Below are 15,610 nucleotides of genomic sequence, written 5' to 3' on the forward strand. Positions count from 1 at the left end.
CACAGGAGCATGCCATGGAGTATCGTCGTCTGGGCCGGTCCGGCCTTAAGCTGTCCGCCTTGTCCTACGGCAGCTGGGTAACGTTCGGCACCATCCTGGATGACGCCGGCGCGCGCGACTGCCTGGCCCTGGCGTACGATCGCGGTGTGAACTTCTTCGACAGTGCCGAGGTTTACCTGAACGGCGAGGCGGAGCGCATGCTGGGTCGAGCCATCAAGGCGCTGCGCTGGCCACGCGATACGTTCTGCGTCTCCAGCAAGGTGCTGTACGGCACGGGTGGCGAGGGCGGCCGCCCGACCGCCCGGGGATTGAGCCGCAAGCATCTCGTCGAGGCGTGCGATCAGGCCTTGCAGCGCTTTGGCCTGGACTACCTTGATCTCTACCTGTGCCATCGGCCCGACCCGGACATGTCGATCGCCGAGATCGCCTGGACCATGCACAGCCTGGTCCAGCAGGGAAAGATCCTGTACTGGGGCACGTCGGAGTGGCCGGCGGAGGATATCGCGGCGCTGATCGCATTCGCTGCCGCCCACCGGCTGGTACCGCCACAGGTCGAACAGCCGCAGTACAACCTGTTTCATCGCCATCGGGTCGAGACCGAATACCGTGCGCTGACGCAGGCGCACGGCATCGGATTGACGACGTGGTCGCCGCTGGCGTCGGGCGTGCTGGCGGGACGCTATGACACCGGCATTTCGCCTGGAACCCGGATGACGACCGAGGGCTTCACCTGGCTCCAGGATTTCGTGTTCGCCGGCCGGCAGGACGCGATGATCGCCGCGTCACGGCGGTTGCAGCCCATCGCCGACGCGCTGGGCATATCGCGCGCGCAATTGGCGATCGCCTGGTGCCTGCTGAACCCGGCTGTCACGACGGTCGTGCTGGGCGCATCGAGCCGCGCGCAACTGGCGCACAATCTCGATGCGCTTACCGTTGTTCCCCGCTTGGATGAAGCGGCGCGCCGGGCGATCGCGGCTGCGGTCCCGGCGGACGGCCGAGCAGAAGCAGGCTGATGGCGCAGAGCAGGGCGCCCGCGATCCAGGGCCAGCCGTTCCAGGGTACTGCCGTGGCGGCATAGAGCGCCGTGAACGCCAGCGGCCCGATGATCGAGGCCATGCCGGCGAGGCTGGAGAGCATGCCCTGCAAGGCGCCTTGCGTTTGCGGGCTGGTGCGCTGGGAGAGCAGGGCCTGCAGGGCAGGGTTACCGATACTGCCCAGGGCCGGCAGCACCAGCACCACCATCAGCAGCCATCCTCGCATGGTGAAGGCGAGCAGGACGTACCCCACGCCATCGGCGACAATGCTGAGGATTAACGCCCGCCGTTCGCCCAGCCACGCCGTCAACGGGCCGGTGACGACGGCCATGGCGATCACGTGCAGGGCACCGAAGACGGCTAGCGACTGACCGACGGTGGCCGCGCTCCAGTGGAAGCGATCCTCGGTGAAGATCACCCAGAGTGCCGCAGGCACCTGGCCGGCGAGCGCGACCAGGAAATAGACACCGATCAACGCCTTCGCCGCCGCGAGATTGCCGGACCAGCGAAATGGCGCCAGCGGGTTCATGGCGGCCAGGGAGAAGCCCCGACGAGCCCCGGCTCGGGTCTCCGGCAGCAGGATGCAGGCCACCAGGAACGCCAGCGCGTTGAGCACCGCCGCGGCCACGAACGGCGCCTGCGGCGAAAGGCTGCCCATCGCGCCGCCGATCGCGGGACCCGCGATCAGGCCGCCGCCGGTGCAGGCGCCCACGATGCCGAAGACGCGGGCACGGGCGGCGTCGGCCGTGGTGTCGGCGACGCACGAGGCGGCCACGGTCGCGGTGGCGCCGGTGATGCCTGACACGATGCGGCCGAGATAGAGCACCCACAGCACGGGTGCGCTGGCCATGACCGCATAGTCGATGGCGGCGCCGGCCAGCGATGCCAGCAGCACCGGCCGGCGCCCGAAGCGGTCCGACAGTGCGCCCAGGATCGGCGCGCACAGCACCTGCATCAGCGCGTAGAGCGAGAGCAGAACGCCGTAGTGGCCTGCGACATGATCGCTGTGCACGAGGTTGCGCAGCAGGCCCGGCAGAACCGGCATGATCAGCCCGATGCCGACCGCATCGAGCGCGACCGTGGCGCAAATGACGATGATGGCCTTGTTCACGTGCGGCCTTAGATGGCAGGTGGTTTGTTTATCTTAGATAAGGACGGGTTGGCTTTTAAATTTATCACTGATAAATAGTCAAGCGAGATCGGCGGCTAACATCATGAAATTACAGCGCGACACCGTCCTTCAGGCGGCTCTTGATCTGCTGAATGAGGTCGGCATGGACGGGCTCACGACCCGCAAGCTGGCCGAGCGGCTGGGTGTGCAGCAGCCGGCGCTCTATTGGCACTTCAAGAACAAGCGGGCCCTGCTGGATGCGATGGCCGAGATGATGCTGGCCGACCGGCATGCGCGTGCCCTGTCGCGGCCGGAGGAAGGCTGGCGCGCGTTTCTCGCCGAGAACGCCCGCAGCTTCCGCCAGGCCTTGCTGGCGTATCGCGACGGCGCGCGCATCCATGCCGGCACACGCCCGAGCGACGGGCAGTCCGGCACCGCCGAGGCCCAGATCCGCTTTCTCAACGACGCCGGCTTCAGCGTGACCGACGCGGCCTATGCGCTGGTGAGCATCAGCCACTACACCGTGGGTGCGGTGCTGGAGCAGCAGGCGTACGAAAGCGACGCCGCCGACCGCACCGCGGGCGCACGGCTGCCGCCGCTGCTCGACCAGGTTCTGGCCCACTTCCACCATGCCGGCCCCGAGGCGGCGTTCGAATACGGGCTCGGTGTCATCCTCGACGGCCTGGAGAAGAAGCGTCGCCCCGGACGCCCGGCGCGGCCGCGGTCACGCGCTTGAACTCGGCGACGAAGTCGATGGCGATGCGCGACAGCGGGCGGCGCGTCGGCTGGAACATGGCGTAGCGGTAGAACAGCCTGGGCGCGAACGGCCGCACCACCAGGCCGATCTTCTCGAAATGCGCGCCGGTCGACTGATCGACGATGGTGACGCCGACGCTCTCCATCACCAGCGCGCAGGCGGTGCCGAAGAACTCGACATGGGCCGCCATCTTCAACTGTGCCCCGGCTTCGGCGAAGGCGCGTTCGATCGCTTCGTGCAGGAAGTGGTCGGCATAGAGCGAGATGAAAGGCACGCCGTCGAGCAGTTGCGGCGTCAGGACGCGGTGCCGCGCGGCGGGATGGCCCTTGGGCAGAACGCAGACGCACTCGATCTCGAAGATGTCGATCACCGACGCGGGACTTTCGATCGGCAACTCGGCGAAGCCGATGTCGAAGGCGTCGATGCGGCCAAGGTCGCGCACCGTGGGCGAGGAGCGCGTGATGAAGCGTGCCGTGCCGTCGGGCCAGCGCTTGAGAATGCGCGCGATGATCGGCGGCAGCACGTAGGTCGCCAGGCCCGGCTGGCTGGCCAGCGACAAGGTTCCCGATTTCAAGCGCTTCAGGTCGCGCGCGACCTGGACGGTGCGTTCCAGCACGCCCAAGGTGCGGCGCACTTCCTCGAAGAACAGGGCCGCCTCCGGCGTCGCCTCCAGTTTGCCCTTGCGGCGTTTGAAGAGGGCAACGCCCAGTTCGTCCTCCAGCCGGGTGATCAGGTTGCTGATGGCCGGCTGCGACTTGCTGAGAACGACGGCGGCGCCGCTCATCGAGCCGGTCTCGATCACGGCGCGAAAAGCTTCCAGATGCCGCGTGTCCATTGCCGTCCCCGGGATCGCCTGTCATTTTCGTTATAATCATAAGTTATATGTTTCACCCATATTTGTTTTTGACCTGAAACGCCGGCCCGTCCGAGACTCCATCGATGCGGCGCTGAAAAAGCGTTGGTCGGGGCGGAACGGAACGGCGGCGTGAAGGACAGTCTCATCCTGGCGGGGATCGAGAAGCGCTACGGCGATGCCGTGGCGCTGCAGGCGACCGATCTCGAGATCAAGGCCGGCGAGTTCGTGACCCTGCTGGGTCCCTCGGGCTCGGGCAAGACCACGATCCTGATGAGCATTGCGGGCTTCGTGCCGCCGTCGGCCGGCCGCATCCTGCTCGACGGCCAGGATGTCACCGGCCTGCCGCCCGAGCGGCGCAACTTCGGCGTGGTGTTCCAGGGCTACGCGCTCTTTCCGCACCTGACGGTGAACGACAATGTCGGCTTCCCGCTGCGCGCCCGCGGCATCCGCGGCGCCGACGCGCAGCGCAAGATCGACGCCGTGCTGGACATGGCGCAGCTGCGCGCCTTCGCGCGGCGCTTGCCGCGCCAGCTGTCGGGCGGCCAGCAGCAGCGCGTGGCGCTGGCCCGCGCGCTGGTCTTCGAGCCCGAACTCCTGCTGTTGGACGAGCCGCTGAGCGCGCTCGACCGCGCGCTGCGCAAGGACTTCCAGGCCGAGTTCAAGGCGATCCATCGCCAGGTCGGCACCACGTTCATCTACGTGACGCACGACCAGGAAGAAGCGCTCACGATGTCGGATCGCATCGTGATCCTCGATCGCGGCCGCATCCTGCAGAGCGCGCCACCCAGCGAGCTCTACGAGCGCCCGGCCACCGAGTTCGTGGCGCGCTTCCTGGGCAAGAGCAATTTCCTGCGCGGCAGGATCACCCGCGTCGCGGACGGCATGGCCGACCTGCAGTGCCCGGCGCTGACGTCGCGCGTGTCTGTCGGTCGGCAGGATGCACTGGCCATCGGCGCCAACGCCGTCGCGGCGCTGCGGCCCGAGAAGGTCAAGCTGCAGCGCAGCGAAGCGCCGGCCGATGGATGCTCGGCGACAGGGCAGGTGGCCGACATCACCTATCTCGGTTCGGTGATCGACGTTACCCTGGCGCTGGCCGATGGCACGACGCTGGCGGCGACGATACCCGCCGGCGCGCTCGCGCTGAGCGAAGGCGAGACGCTGGTCGCGTCGTGGGCGCCTGACGCCGCGATCCTGGTCGAGCCCGACGTGGAGCGGGGCGCATGAGCGCCGCCGCCGTCGCGTCGTCCGGCACGCCGCGCGGCGAGCGGCTGTACTGGGCGTTGCTGGTACTGCCCTGCGTGTTCCTCGGCCTGTTCTATGTCGTGCCGGTCATCAACGTGCTGGTGATGAGCGTCACGGTGCCGCGCCTGGGCCTGTCGAACTACGCCGACCTGGTCGCCAATCCCGCGGTGCGACGCGTGCTGTGGACCACGGTGCGTATCGGCGTGCTCACCACGGCGATCACCCTGCTGCTGGGCTACATCGTCGCCTACGCGCTGGTGCACACCAGCGCGCGCCAGCGCCAGACCCTGCTGGCGATCGTGGTGGCGAGCTTCTGGATCAGCGTGCTGATCCGCGCCTTCGCCTGGGTGGCGATCCTGCAGTCGGCGGGCCTGGTCAATAGTGCACTGATGGGACTGGGCCTGATCGACAGCCCGCTGCAACTGGTGCGCAACGAAGTCGGCGTCATGATCGGCATGGTGCACTACATGCTGCCGTACGCCATCCTGCCGCTCTACGCCAACATGAGCGGCATCGATCGCAGCCTGGTGCCGGCGGCGCGCGCGCTGGGCGCCACGCCGGCGCAGGCGTTCCGCTGGGTGTTCCTGCCCATGAGCCTGCCCGGCCTGATCGGCGCCGGCATCATCGTGCTGATCTTCTCGCTGGGCTTCTACATCACGCCGGCCATCCTGGGCGGCGGCAAGACCATCATGGTGGCCGAGTACATCAGCGTGCAGATCTCCGAGACCTTGCGCTGGGGCCTGGCCGCCATGCTGGCCACGACCCTGCTGGCCAGCGTCCTGCTGCTGGTCTTCTGGCTCAGCCGCTTCATGGACGTCGAAGCGGCGCTGCGGAAGTAGGGGGGATCAGGATGGTCGCTCGGATGTACTGTTGTCCTCCCCAGCTTTGCTGGGGAGGTGCCCCGAAGGGGCGGAGGGGAGCCGACGAGATCTTGATAACGGAGACCACGTCGGCTCCCCCTCCGGCCTTCGGCCACCTCCCCCAGCGAAGCTGGGGGAGGATGTGTCAGGGATACTAGGCGCGGACCATGCAGCGCTTCTCCTTCATCCACGTCCTGGCCTGGGCCACGGCCTGCTTCCTGATCCTGCCGATCCTGGTCGTGATCCCGATTTCGGTGACGCCGGAGCGCTATCTGTCGCTGCCCACCAACAGCATGTCGTTCGGCCACTACGCCAACCTGGTGGGCGATGCGCGCTGGTCCAAGAGCATTCTCGACAGCCTGATCGTGGCTTCAGGCGCCACGGTGCTGTCGACGGCGCTGGGCACCGCCTTCGCGGTGGGCGCCTGGCGGCTGGGCGTGCCGCTGGCGCGCCGCCTGCGGCTCTTGATGCTGGCGCCCATCATCGTGCCGCCGATCGTGCATGCCATCGCCTTCTACCGGGCATGGGCTGTCGTCGGCCTGCTCGACAGCTACCTCGGCCTGGTGCTGATCCACGCCATGAAGGGCCTGCCGTTCGTGGTGCTGACGGTGGCGGCGTCGCTGGCTAACCTTGATCACCGGCTCGAGCAGGCGGCGCGCAGCCTGGGCGCCACGCCGGGCCAGGCGATGCGCTGGGTGGTGCTGCCGCAGGTCGCGACCGGCGTCGTGTCGGGCGCCGCGTTCGCCTTCATCACCTCGTGGGACGAGACGATCGTGGCGCTGTTCGTCACCAGCCGCCGCGTCGTCACCCTGCCGCGCCGCATCTGGGAAGGGCTGGCCGACAACATCGATCCCGCCATCGCCGCGCTGGGCACGCTGATGGTGCTCATCACCGTGGCCGCCGTGGTGATCAACACGCTTCGCACGCAGAGGAGGACTGCATGAGCCAAGAGCATCAAGAGTTCCGCGATGACTGCCTCGCAATCCTGCGCCGGCAGACCGAAGGCAAGCGCGTACACCGCCGCCGCTTCCTGCAGGCGATCGCAGCGCTGGGCATCGTGCCGACGGCGGTGAGGTTCACACCGGTGGCGCACGCAGCCGCCGGCGAACTGGTGATCGTGAACTGGGGCGGCGATGCCGTGCCGGCCTACGACGAGATCTGGGCCAAGCCGTTCAACGCCGCCAACGCCGGCGTCAAGGCGATGATCAACGGCGCCGGCCCGACCTCGGGCAAGATCAAGGCGATGGTCGAAAGCGGCGCCGTGACCTGGGACGTCTGCGACCGTACCGTGCCGGCCTCGGTTGAACTGGGTCGCCAGGGTCTGTTGGAGAAGGTCAACTGGAGCATTGTCGCCAAGGACAAGCTGCGACCGGCACACCGATCCGACTGGGGCGTCGGCGCCTATCTCTACGCCTTCGTGCTGACCCACGACCGCCAGGCCCTGCGTGGCGCCGTGCCCAAGACCTGGGCCGATTTCTGGAACGTGAAGGACTTTCCCGGCAAGCGCACCCTGCGCAACAACATCGAGGGCATGCTGGAAGCCGCCCTGATGGCCGACGGCGTGGCGCCGGACAAGATCTATCCCATCAACGTCGACCGCGCGCTCGACAAGATCAAGCAGATCAAGCAGCACACCATCTTCTGGACCACCGGTGCGGAGAGCCAGCAGCTCTTCCGCAACAAGGAAGTGGTGATGGGCAACCTCTGGCATACGCGCTCCATGCTGCTGGCCAAGGAGGTCGGCGATCGCATCCAGTTCACCTTCGACCAGGGCGTGCTGTTCGCCGGCGCCTGGCTGGTGCCCAAGGGCAACCCCGGCAAGGACCTGGCCTGGAAGTTCATCGCCTCGGCCCAGGATCCCAGGAGCCAGGTCGAGCTCTTGAAGCGCGTCGGCAACGGGCCGATCAATCCGGAGGCGGCGGCACTGGTGCCCGCCGAACTCAAGGTCAACGACTGCGGCTCGCCCGAGAACTTCGCCAAGCAGGTGGCCGTCGACAGCGAGTGGTATGCCGAACACTACGCCACGGCGCTGAACCGCTACATGGACGCCATCGCGTCGTAAGTCCGCCGCCAGCCTTCATGGTGAGCCTGTCGAACCATGAAGGCGTCGCACCCTGGTGGTGCGGACCACTTCATGGTTCGACAGGCTCACCATGAAGTGGCTCTCGGCATTCGCGTTTGAGCCGCAACAGGATCGCCCATGTCCCCGTTCTCTTTCACGCCCAGCTTCATGGGCGTGCCGCATCGCACCGAGATCGGTGATGCCAAGGCCGCCATCCTCGGCATTCCGTTCGACTGCGGTACCCATCCGCAGCGCGTGGGATCTCGGCTGGGGCCCGCCGCGATCCGCGAGCAGTCGCATCTGTTGCGCGCCTACGACTGGACCACCGGCATCAACCCGATCGAGGCGCTCGGCGTCATCGATGTCGGCGATGCCCAGGTGGTCTCGAGCGACGTCGATGCCGCCTATCCGGTGATCGAACGTGCCGTCGAGGCCATCGCGTCGCGGCGCGCGGTGCCGGTGACCCTGGGCGGCGACGGCGCGATCGCGCTGCCCGAGATGCGTGCACTCCATCGCATCTATCCCGAGCTGGTGACCGTGCACATCGATGCGCATACCGATGCCTACCCGGTGCCGGGCTACAATACGGCGACGCCCTTTGCGCGGGCGGTGGAGGAGGGGCTGGTCGATCCCCGGCGCTCGTTCCAGGTCGGCATGCGCGGTTCGACCATGGTGCCGGGCGTCCACGACCACGGGCTGAAGCTGGGCTATACCGTCATCCCGATGGATCAGCTGCTGGCCACCGGCATCGCCGCGACGTTCGCCGACATCAGCGCCCGGATCGGCGATCGGCCGGTCTATCTCTGCTACGACATGGATTTCTTCGACCCCTCGGTGGCGCCCGGCGTCTGCACGCCGACCTGGGGCGGCGCCTCGGCGCGCGAGGGGCTGGCCGCGTTGGCGGCCTGCGGCGGGCTCAATCTCGTGGGCGTCAGCATCAACACGGTCAGCCCGCCCCATGACGTCGGCGGCATGTCGGCGCTGCTGGCCGCGACCGTGGCGCTGAACAGCCTGCATATGATCGCCCGCCAGCGTCAGGCCACTGCACGTTAAAAAAGATTCACAAACCAGGGAACGAAGGCGTACGATTCGGGTTCACAGGACAAGAACAGGGCCAGGGGGATCTGTGGACATGTCGACCAGGTACCAGTGCTGGATCATCGCCGCTCTCTTCGCCGTGGCAGCACTCGGTCTGATCGGCTCGGTCGCCAACGACATCTGGTCGGGCAAGGCGCCACGCGCCGCCGAAGCCGTCACACCGGTCACCGCCACGCCGAGACGCTAGTACTCGCAATCACGCGTCCCTGATACAGCTGTCATCCCGAGCGCAGCGAGGGATCTTCTGCAGGTGACGCGCAGGTGCGCCTGCATCGAAAGATCCCTCGCTGCGCTCGGGATGACAGTGGGGGGGAGGTCATGGGCGAACTGCGTGACAAGGTCTGCGTGATCACCGGCGGTGCTGGCAGCATCGGCTGCGAGACGGCGCGGCTGTTCCTGGAGGAGGGCGGCCGCGTGGTGCTGGTCGACCTGCGGGAAGCCGATCTGCAGCGCGCCGCCCACAGCCTCGGCGCCGCCGACCTGGTCTGCGTCGCCGCCGATGTCAGCCGCGCCGAGGATACCCAGCGCTATCTCGACCAGGCGGTTGCCGCGTTCGGCAAGATCGATGTGCTGTTCAGCAACGCCGGCAATGCCGGTGTCATCGCGCCGATCGCCGAGTATCCCGACGATGTCTTCGACTCGGTCTACGCCGTGCATGTGAAGGGGGCCTACCACGCCTGCAAGCACGGCCTGCCGCGCATGAACGATGGCGGCAGCATCATCATCACGTCGAGCGTCGCGGCCTTCCGCGGCGACGAGGGCGTCTATGCCTACATCACCGCCAAGCATGCGCAGATCGGCCTGATGCGCTGCGTCGCCAAGGAAGCGGCGCACAGGCGCATCCGGGTCAACACCCTGCATCCCGGTCCGGTCGACAACGCGTTCCAGGCCGGCATCGAGAACAGCCTGGGCACGATCGTCGGACGCGATGCCACGCAGCTGTTCAACGAACTGATTCCGCTGGGCCGCCACGCCACGCCGCGCGAGATCGCGCGCTCGGCGCTCTATCTCGCCTCGTCACAAAGCAGCTTCACCACCGGCAGCACGCTGCGCGTCGATGGCGGCATGAGCGTTTGATTCCCTTGGGCTATGAACGCCCGACCCACAGGCGCGGGCCGGGGCCGATGCGCGCGGCGCGATCGCCGGGATTGGCAAGCTGGCAATGCTCCAGCGACAGGCAGCCGCAGCCGATGCAGCTGGTCAGCCCGCTCTTCAGGCGCTGCAGTTCGGCGATGCGCTGGTCGATGCGGCCGGCCCACTGGCCCGACAGGCGTGACCAGTCGCGGCCGGTGGGCACGCGGTCCGACGGCAGCTTGGCAAGCTCGGCGCCGATCTCCTCCAGGGTCAACCCCAGGCGCTGGGCGAACACGATGAAGGCCAGCCGCCGCAGCACGGCGCGCGGGTAGCGGCGGTGGCCGGAGCCGGCGCGCAGCGACGTGATCAGGCCGCGTTCCTCGTAGAAGCGCAGGGCCGAGGGGGCTACGCCGCTGCGCCGCGCCGTCTCGCCGATGGTGAGCAGGTTGTCCATGACCGCGAATAAAACACGGCTACCCCCTTGATCTCAAGTTCACTTGAACTTCTATATTAGGCAGCGTGAGCCAGAGCCCCATGCGGGGCGGGAGGCACTCGTGAGTGTGCAATTGAACCACACCATCGTCTGGTGCCGCGATAAGCAGGCGTCGGCCACGTTCCTGGCCGACATGCTGGGCCAGCCGGCGCCGTCGCCGTTCGGGCCGTTCCTGGTGGTCGAGACGGCCAACGGCGTATCGCTCGATTTCCACGAGACCGACGGCGCGATCCGCTCGCAGCATTATGCGTTCCTGATCAGCGAGGAGGAGTTCGACCAGGTCTACGGCCGCATCCGCGACCGCGGTGTACGCCACTGGGCCGATCCCGGTCAGCGGCAGGCCGGTGCGATCAACCACCATGACGGCGGCCGCGGTGTCTATTTCGAGGATCCCGACGGCCATCTGCTCGAGGTCATCACGCGCCCGTACGGCAGCGGGTAGTCGCGGGCGACCCGGTCTCTACGACTCGATCGCGCGGGCCATCTCCAGCAGCTTCAGCGTGGTGTTCCAGTTGCGGCCGGTCGATGGCACCGACAGCGCCTTTTCCAGGAAGGCCGGTGTCACCTTCGAGCGGCCGACGCCCTGCGTGTAGTCGATGTAGAGGTGCGTGCCGTCGAGGTGCAGGCGCTCGGGCCCGCTGTAGCCGGCCAGTGCACTCGCGGCGCCGGCCGGCGGACGGGCCTCGAGGAAGTTCACCAGCACCCAGTTGGGATGGTCGGCCGCGGCATCGGCGAACGGATTGCGGGCGATGACCTTGGCCAGATCGCTGGGCGTGCGGATCATGGTGTGGTTCTTGGTGAGGCCGAAACGGTCACGCAGGATGCCGGCGATCACGTCCTTGACGGCCGCCGCCGATTTGCCGCTGCTGAACACGACGTTGCCGCTGGCGATATAGGTCGACACCTGTTTCAGCCCGGCCGCTTCGCAGGCCGCCTTGAGGTCCTTCATCGGCAGCGTGCCGGTGCCGGTGACATTGATGGCGCGCAACAGCGCGATGAAGACCGCCATGACCACTCCGCTGGATAAGGCGGCGGACTATACCTTGGTATATCGCCGATGACCCCATGCGCGGTGGCGTATCGGCGGGCGCGGCCATAGATCTTGGCCACGCCGTCCGGTGGCGCCGGCCCTCGGACGATCCACGAAACACCATGCCCGATACTGGTCGGCAGACGCCGCTCGGAACGCCCGTCGTTGGCGTCGGTCGCGGCTGGGGGCGAGGTGAGCCATGGCCTTTCTTTCCGGAGACCACGGAGGTGCACGCCCGGTCACGCGCTTCGTGCGTGCCGACATGGTGCCCAACCGCGCCGATCTGATCGCGTTGCTGCTGCTGGCTGCCATCGGCGTTCTGGTCGTGCATGGCGCGATGCAGATGGGGCAACCGCTGGCGCAGCTCGATACGGCGCCGATCGTGCTCGATCCGGCGCGCCTGCCCGAGTACGCGTTGCGCACCACGTTGCGCATGTTCGCGGCGCTGGCGGCATCGCTGCTGTTCACCGTCACCGTCGCCACGTTGGCCGCCAAGAGCCGCAAGGCGGAGCTGGTGATCATCCCGGCGCTCGACATCCTGCAGTCGGTGCCGGTGCTGGGCTTCCTGACCTTCACCGTCACGTTCTTCATGGGCCTGTTCCCCGGGCGACAACTGGGCGTCGAGTGCGCGTCGATCTTCGCCATCTTCACCAGCCAGGCCTGGAACATGGCGTTCAGCTTCTACCAGTCGCTGCGCACGGTGCCGGCCGACCTCGACGAGGTCAGCCGCCAGTTCGGCTTCTCGCCCTGGCGGCGCTTCGTGCGCCTGGAACTGCCGTTCGCAACCCCGGGCCTGGTCTGGAACACCATGATGTCGATGTCGGGCGGCTGGTTCTTCGTCGTCGCTTCGGAGGCCATCACCGTCGGCGACACCACCGTCAGCCTGCCGGGCATCGGCTCGTGGCTGGCCACCGCCATCGACGCGAAGGATTTCGCGGCCGTGGGCTGGGCGGTGGCGGCGATGGCGGTCGTGATCGCGCTGTACGACCAGCTCGTGTTCCGCCCCGTCGTGGCGTGGGCCGACAAATTCCGCGTCGAACAGACGGCGGCGCCGGTGCGCTCGCGCTCCTGGCTCTATGAACTGGTGCGCCGCACGCGGTTGATGCGGTTGCTGATGTCGGTGCTGGCCTGGCCCGGCCGGGCGTTGGCGGCGATCGACTGGCCGCCGATTGCGCGCGCGCCGCGGGTGCGCCTGGGGGCACGCGCGGCACGCCTGCTGGACGTGGCCTGGATCGGTCTGATGGGCCTCGGCTGCATCGGTGCGACCTGGCTGGTGGGCAACTTCATCGCCATCAGCCTGCGCTGGGGTGACGTGCTGGCGGCGTTCGGCCTGGGGCTCGCCACCATGGCGCGCGTGGCGCTGCTGATCGCGGTCGCGAGCCTGATCTGGGTGCCGATCGGAGTCTGGATCGGGCTGCGGCCAGCCTGGACCGAGCGCCTGCAGCCGGTTGCGCAGTTCCTCGCCGCGTTTCCCGCCAACGTGCTGTTCCCGGTCGTCGTGATCGCCATCGCGACCCTGCAGCTCGATCCCGACATCTGGCTGTCGCCGCTGATGGTGCTGGGCACGCAATGGTACATCCTGTTCAACGTCATCGCCGGCACCAGCGCGCTGCCCACCGACATGAAGGACGCGGCGCGCATCTTCGGTATCCGCGGCTGGCAGTGGTGGCGCCAGCTCGTGCTGCCCGGGATCTTCCCGTACTACGTCACCGGCGCGCTCACCGCGTCGGGTGGATCGTGGAACGCCAGCATCGTGGCCGAGGCGGTGTCGTGGGGCGACACGCATCTGCAGGCGGCGGGGCTGGGCTCGTTCATCGCCAACGCCACGCAAGCCGGCGACTTTCCGCGCGTGGCCTTGGGCATCGCCGTGATGTCGGTCTTCGTCATCGCCTTCAACCGCGCCCTGTGGCGACCGCTCTACCGCTTCGCCGAGCGCCGCCTTCGCCTCGACTGACAGGAGCCTCGCCATGATCGCCACCCAGGACCACCGCTGTCTCGTCAAGGTCAGCCATGTACGGCACCTCTACGGCAAGCCGGGCGGCACCAGCCTTCTGGTGCTCGACGATGTCGACCTCAGCCTGAACGACAACGAGATCGTGGGCCTGCTGGGCCGCTCCGGCTCGGGCAAGTCGACGCTGCTGCGCTCCATCGCCGGCCTTATCACGCCGAGCGAAGGCACCGTGGCCTGGCTGCCGCCCGACCCGGGCGGGCCGCCGGCGCGCGTCAGCATGGTGTTCCAGAGCTTCGCGCTGTTTCCCTGGCTCACGGTGCTGCAGAACGTCGAGGTCGGGCTCGAGGCCAGGCGCGTGCGGCCAGAGGAGCGGCGCCGCCGCGCGCTGGCCGCCATCGACCTGATCGGACTGGACGGCTTCGAGAGTGCCTATCCCAAGGAGCTGTCGGGCGGCATGCGCCAGCGGGTCGGCCTGGCGCGCGCGCTGGTGGTCGACCCTGACATCCTGCTGATGGACGAACCGTTCTCTGCGCTCGACGTGCTGACGGCCGAGACCCTGCGCACCGACCTGCTGGACCTGTGGTCGGAAGGGCGCATGCCGATCAAGTCGATCCTGATGGTGACCCACAACATCGAGGAGGCGGTGCTGATGTGTGACCGCATCCTGCTGTTTTCGTCCAATCCCGGCCGCGTCGTGGCCGAGATCAAGGTCGACCTGCTGCGGCCGCGCGACCGTCAGGATCCGGCCTTCCGGGCGCTGGTCGAGGACATCTACGTGCGCATGACCGAGAAGGCACCATCGGAGGTCCGCGAGGGCCTGTTCCCGGGTACCGGCATCGGCATGGCGCTGCCGCGTGTGTCGACCAATGCAATGGCGGGACTCATCGAGGCCGTCACTGCGGCACCGCATAACGGCCAGGCCGATCTGCCGCAGCTGGCCCAGGACCTGCATTACGAGGCCGACGACCTGTTCCCGATCGCCGAGGTGCTGCAACTGCTGCGCTTCGCCGAGCTTGTGGGCGGCGACCTGCGGCTGCTGCCGGCGGCGCGCCGCTATGCCGGGGCCGACGTGGATGCCCGCAAGCAGCTCTTTGCCCAGCACCTGCTGAACCACGTGCCGCTGGCCGCCCACATCCGTCGCGTCCTGGACGAGCGCGCCGCGCACACGGCTCCGGCGCGCCGCTTCCGCGACGAACTCGAGGACGTCATGTCGCCCGAGTACGCCGCCCAGACCCTCAAGGCCGTCACGCAGTGGGGCCGCTACGGCGAGCTCTACGCCTTCGACGAAACGGCCGACCTCTTCAGCCTCGACAACCCGGCCTGATCCCATTATGTGCGTCATCCGCAGCGATGTTCGTGTCGCCTTCCTGTTGTCGTTCGCCCTGCCGGTCTGGCAGTCGCCGGCCCATGCGGCAGGCGGCGCCCATGTCGTGGATGATGCCGGCGTCGAAACGCCCGGCCTGTGCCACCTCGAGACCTGGCTCACGCGTGGCGGGCCGAGGTCGGGATTGGTCAACGCCTCGCCGGCCTGCACCTTCGAAGCGCTACCGCGGCTGGAGGTGGGCGCCACCGTGCAGCGTACCTGGGCGCGCGGCGCGCACACCAGCGATACCTTGGTGGGCCCGACGCTGAAGCTCAACCTCTGGCCCGTGGAGTCGGGCTTCGGTGTCGGGTTGGCCGGCGCCACGGCCTGGAGCGTGCGGGCCGGTCACTGGGAGACGGCAAGCCTGATCGTGCCGGTGTCGATCTCCTTGCACGAGCGGCTGCGGGTGAACTTCAATGCCGGATGGCTCTACAGCCGCTCCGGCGCGCAGCGCAACGAAGCGTTCCTGGGTGCTCAGGTTGAAGCCGCCATCGCCGCCGACGTGATGCTGATGGGCGAGGTCTTCGGACGTGACCGTGGCCGGCCCGGCGCCCAGATCGGTGTGCGATGGACGCCGGGTGGCGGCAGGTGGGACGTCGACCTGCTGTCGGGCTGGCGCACCGACGGTGTGACGCCGTGGTCGATGACACTGGGACTTACCGTTCGCTTCTAGTCTCCG

Annotated in this window: 17 protein-coding genes; 13 read left to right on the forward strand and 4 right to left on the reverse strand. The window is 67.9% G+C overall.

Going from position 1 to position 15,610, the window contains the following annotated elements:
• Positions 1–14: 14 nt before the first annotated feature.
• The gene (locus tag FQU96_RS13040) at positions 15–1,013 is read left to right on the forward strand and encodes an aldo/keto reductase (protein WP_146541712.1); all 999 of its coding nucleotides are present in this window, start codon (positions 15–17) and stop codon (positions 1,011–1,013) included.
• Here FQU96_RS13040 and tet read toward each other — a convergent pair.
• On the reverse strand, positions 928–2,145 hold the full coding sequence (tet, locus tag FQU96_RS13045; RefSeq protein ID WP_146541713.1) for a Tet(A)/Tet(B)/Tet(C) family tetracycline efflux MFS transporter: 1,218 nt from the start codon (positions 2,143–2,145) through the stop codon (positions 928–930). The two genes, FQU96_RS13040 and tet, sit on opposite strands and share 86 nt — an antisense overlap.
• Before the next feature lie 100 nt (positions 2,146–2,245).
• On the opposite strand from tet, the gene tetR reads away from it, so the two are divergent.
• A complete protein-coding gene (tetR, locus tag FQU96_RS13050; protein ID WP_146541714.1) occupies positions 2,246–2,881 on the forward strand; it encodes a tetracycline resistance transcriptional repressor TetR in 636 nt (211 codons plus the stop codon).
• Here tetR and FQU96_RS13055 read toward each other — a convergent pair.
• Entirely contained in the window at positions 2,814–3,737 is a 924-nt protein-coding gene (locus FQU96_RS13055) for a LysR substrate-binding domain-containing protein (RefSeq protein ID WP_146541715.1), read from the reverse strand. The genes tetR and FQU96_RS13055 overlap by 68 nt on opposite strands.
• Positions 3,738–3,887: 150 nt before the next feature.
• Here FQU96_RS13055 and FQU96_RS13060 point away from each other — a divergent pair, with 150 nt between their 5' ends.
• The 7 genes from FQU96_RS13060 (at position 3,888) to FQU96_RS13085 (ending at position 10,097) form a co-directional block, all read left to right on the forward strand.
• Positions 3,888–4,982, forward strand: coding sequence for an ABC transporter ATP-binding protein (locus FQU96_RS13060; RefSeq protein WP_218574710.1), 1,095 nt, complete (start codon positions 3,888–3,890; stop codon positions 4,980–4,982).
• Complete coding sequence (locus tag FQU96_RS13065; RefSeq protein WP_146541717.1) at positions 4,979–5,839, forward strand: ABC transporter permease; 861 nt, start codon at positions 4,979–4,981, stop codon at positions 5,837–5,839. Before FQU96_RS13060 ends, FQU96_RS13065 begins: the two co-directional genes overlap by 4 nt.
• 188 nt (positions 5,840–6,027) lie before the next feature.
• On the forward strand, positions 6,028–6,804 hold the full coding sequence (locus tag FQU96_RS13070) for an ABC transporter permease (RefSeq protein ID WP_146541718.1): 777 nt from the start codon (positions 6,028–6,030) through the stop codon (positions 6,802–6,804).
• Positions 6,801–7,922 carry an ABC transporter substrate-binding protein gene (locus tag FQU96_RS13075; RefSeq protein WP_146541719.1) on the forward strand — a complete coding sequence of 374 codons (1,122 nt, stop codon included), beginning with the start codon at positions 6,801–6,803 and terminating at the stop codon, positions 7,920–7,922. The genes FQU96_RS13070 and FQU96_RS13075 overlap by 4 nt, the downstream gene beginning before the upstream one ends.
• 138 nt (positions 7,923–8,060) lie before the next feature.
• Entirely contained in the window at positions 8,061–8,975 is a 915-nt protein-coding gene (locus tag FQU96_RS13080; RefSeq protein WP_146541720.1) for an arginase family protein, read from the forward strand.
• A gap of 79 nt (positions 8,976–9,054) precedes the next feature.
• Positions 9,055–9,207, forward strand: a complete 153-nt coding sequence (locus tag FQU96_RS42190) for a hypothetical protein (protein WP_178130488.1) — start codon at positions 9,055–9,057, stop codon at positions 9,205–9,207.
• A gap of 131 nt (positions 9,208–9,338) precedes the next feature.
• Positions 9,339–10,097: an SDR family NAD(P)-dependent oxidoreductase gene (locus FQU96_RS13085; protein WP_146541721.1), complete on the forward strand. Its 759-nt coding sequence runs from the start codon at positions 9,339–9,341 to the stop codon at positions 10,095–10,097.
• A 10-nt stretch (positions 10,098–10,107) separates the two neighbouring features.
• Here FQU96_RS13085 and soxR read toward each other — a convergent pair whose 3' ends face one another.
• Complete coding sequence (gene soxR, locus FQU96_RS13090; RefSeq protein ID WP_146541722.1) at positions 10,108–10,548, reverse strand: redox-sensitive transcriptional activator SoxR; 441 nt, start codon at positions 10,546–10,548, stop codon at positions 10,108–10,110.
• Between the two features lie 100 nt (positions 10,549–10,648).
• Between soxR and FQU96_RS13095 the strand changes: the two genes are divergently transcribed.
• Complete coding sequence (locus FQU96_RS13095; protein ID WP_146541723.1) at positions 10,649–11,029, forward strand: VOC family protein; 381 nt, start codon at positions 10,649–10,651, stop codon at positions 11,027–11,029.
• 18 nt (positions 11,030–11,047) lie between these two features.
• Here the strand turns inward: FQU96_RS13095 and FQU96_RS13100 are convergent, their stop codons facing one another.
• Positions 11,048–11,596: a DUF1697 domain-containing protein gene (locus FQU96_RS13100; RefSeq protein ID WP_146541724.1), complete on the reverse strand. Its 549-nt coding sequence runs from the start codon at positions 11,594–11,596 to the stop codon at positions 11,048–11,050.
• 220 nt (positions 11,597–11,816) lie between these two features.
• Between FQU96_RS13100 and FQU96_RS13105 the strand changes: the two genes are divergently transcribed.
• The 3 genes from FQU96_RS13105 to FQU96_RS13115 are packed head-to-tail and all read left to right on the forward strand — an operon-like array spanning position 11,817 to position 15,604.
• Positions 11,817–13,571 (forward strand): ABC transporter permease subunit, encoded by a 1,755-nt coding sequence (locus tag FQU96_RS13105; protein WP_146541725.1) that lies wholly within the window; start codon positions 11,817–11,819, stop codon positions 13,569–13,571.
• A 13-nt stretch (positions 13,572–13,584) separates the two neighbouring features.
• Positions 13,585–14,892, forward strand: a complete 1,308-nt coding sequence (locus FQU96_RS13110; protein ID WP_146541726.1) for an AAA-associated domain-containing protein — start codon at positions 13,585–13,587, stop codon at positions 14,890–14,892.
• A gap of 7 nt (positions 14,893–14,899) precedes the next feature.
• Positions 14,900–15,604, forward strand: a complete 705-nt coding sequence (locus FQU96_RS13115; protein ID WP_146541727.1) for a hypothetical protein — start codon at positions 14,900–14,902, stop codon at positions 15,602–15,604.
• Positions 15,605–15,610 lie beyond the last annotated feature (6 nt).

Source organism: Reyranella sp. CPCC 100927, from assembly GCF_007859315.1.
In the GTDB taxonomy this organism is placed as follows: Bacteria; Pseudomonadota; Alphaproteobacteria; order Reyranellales; family Reyranellaceae; genus Vineibacter.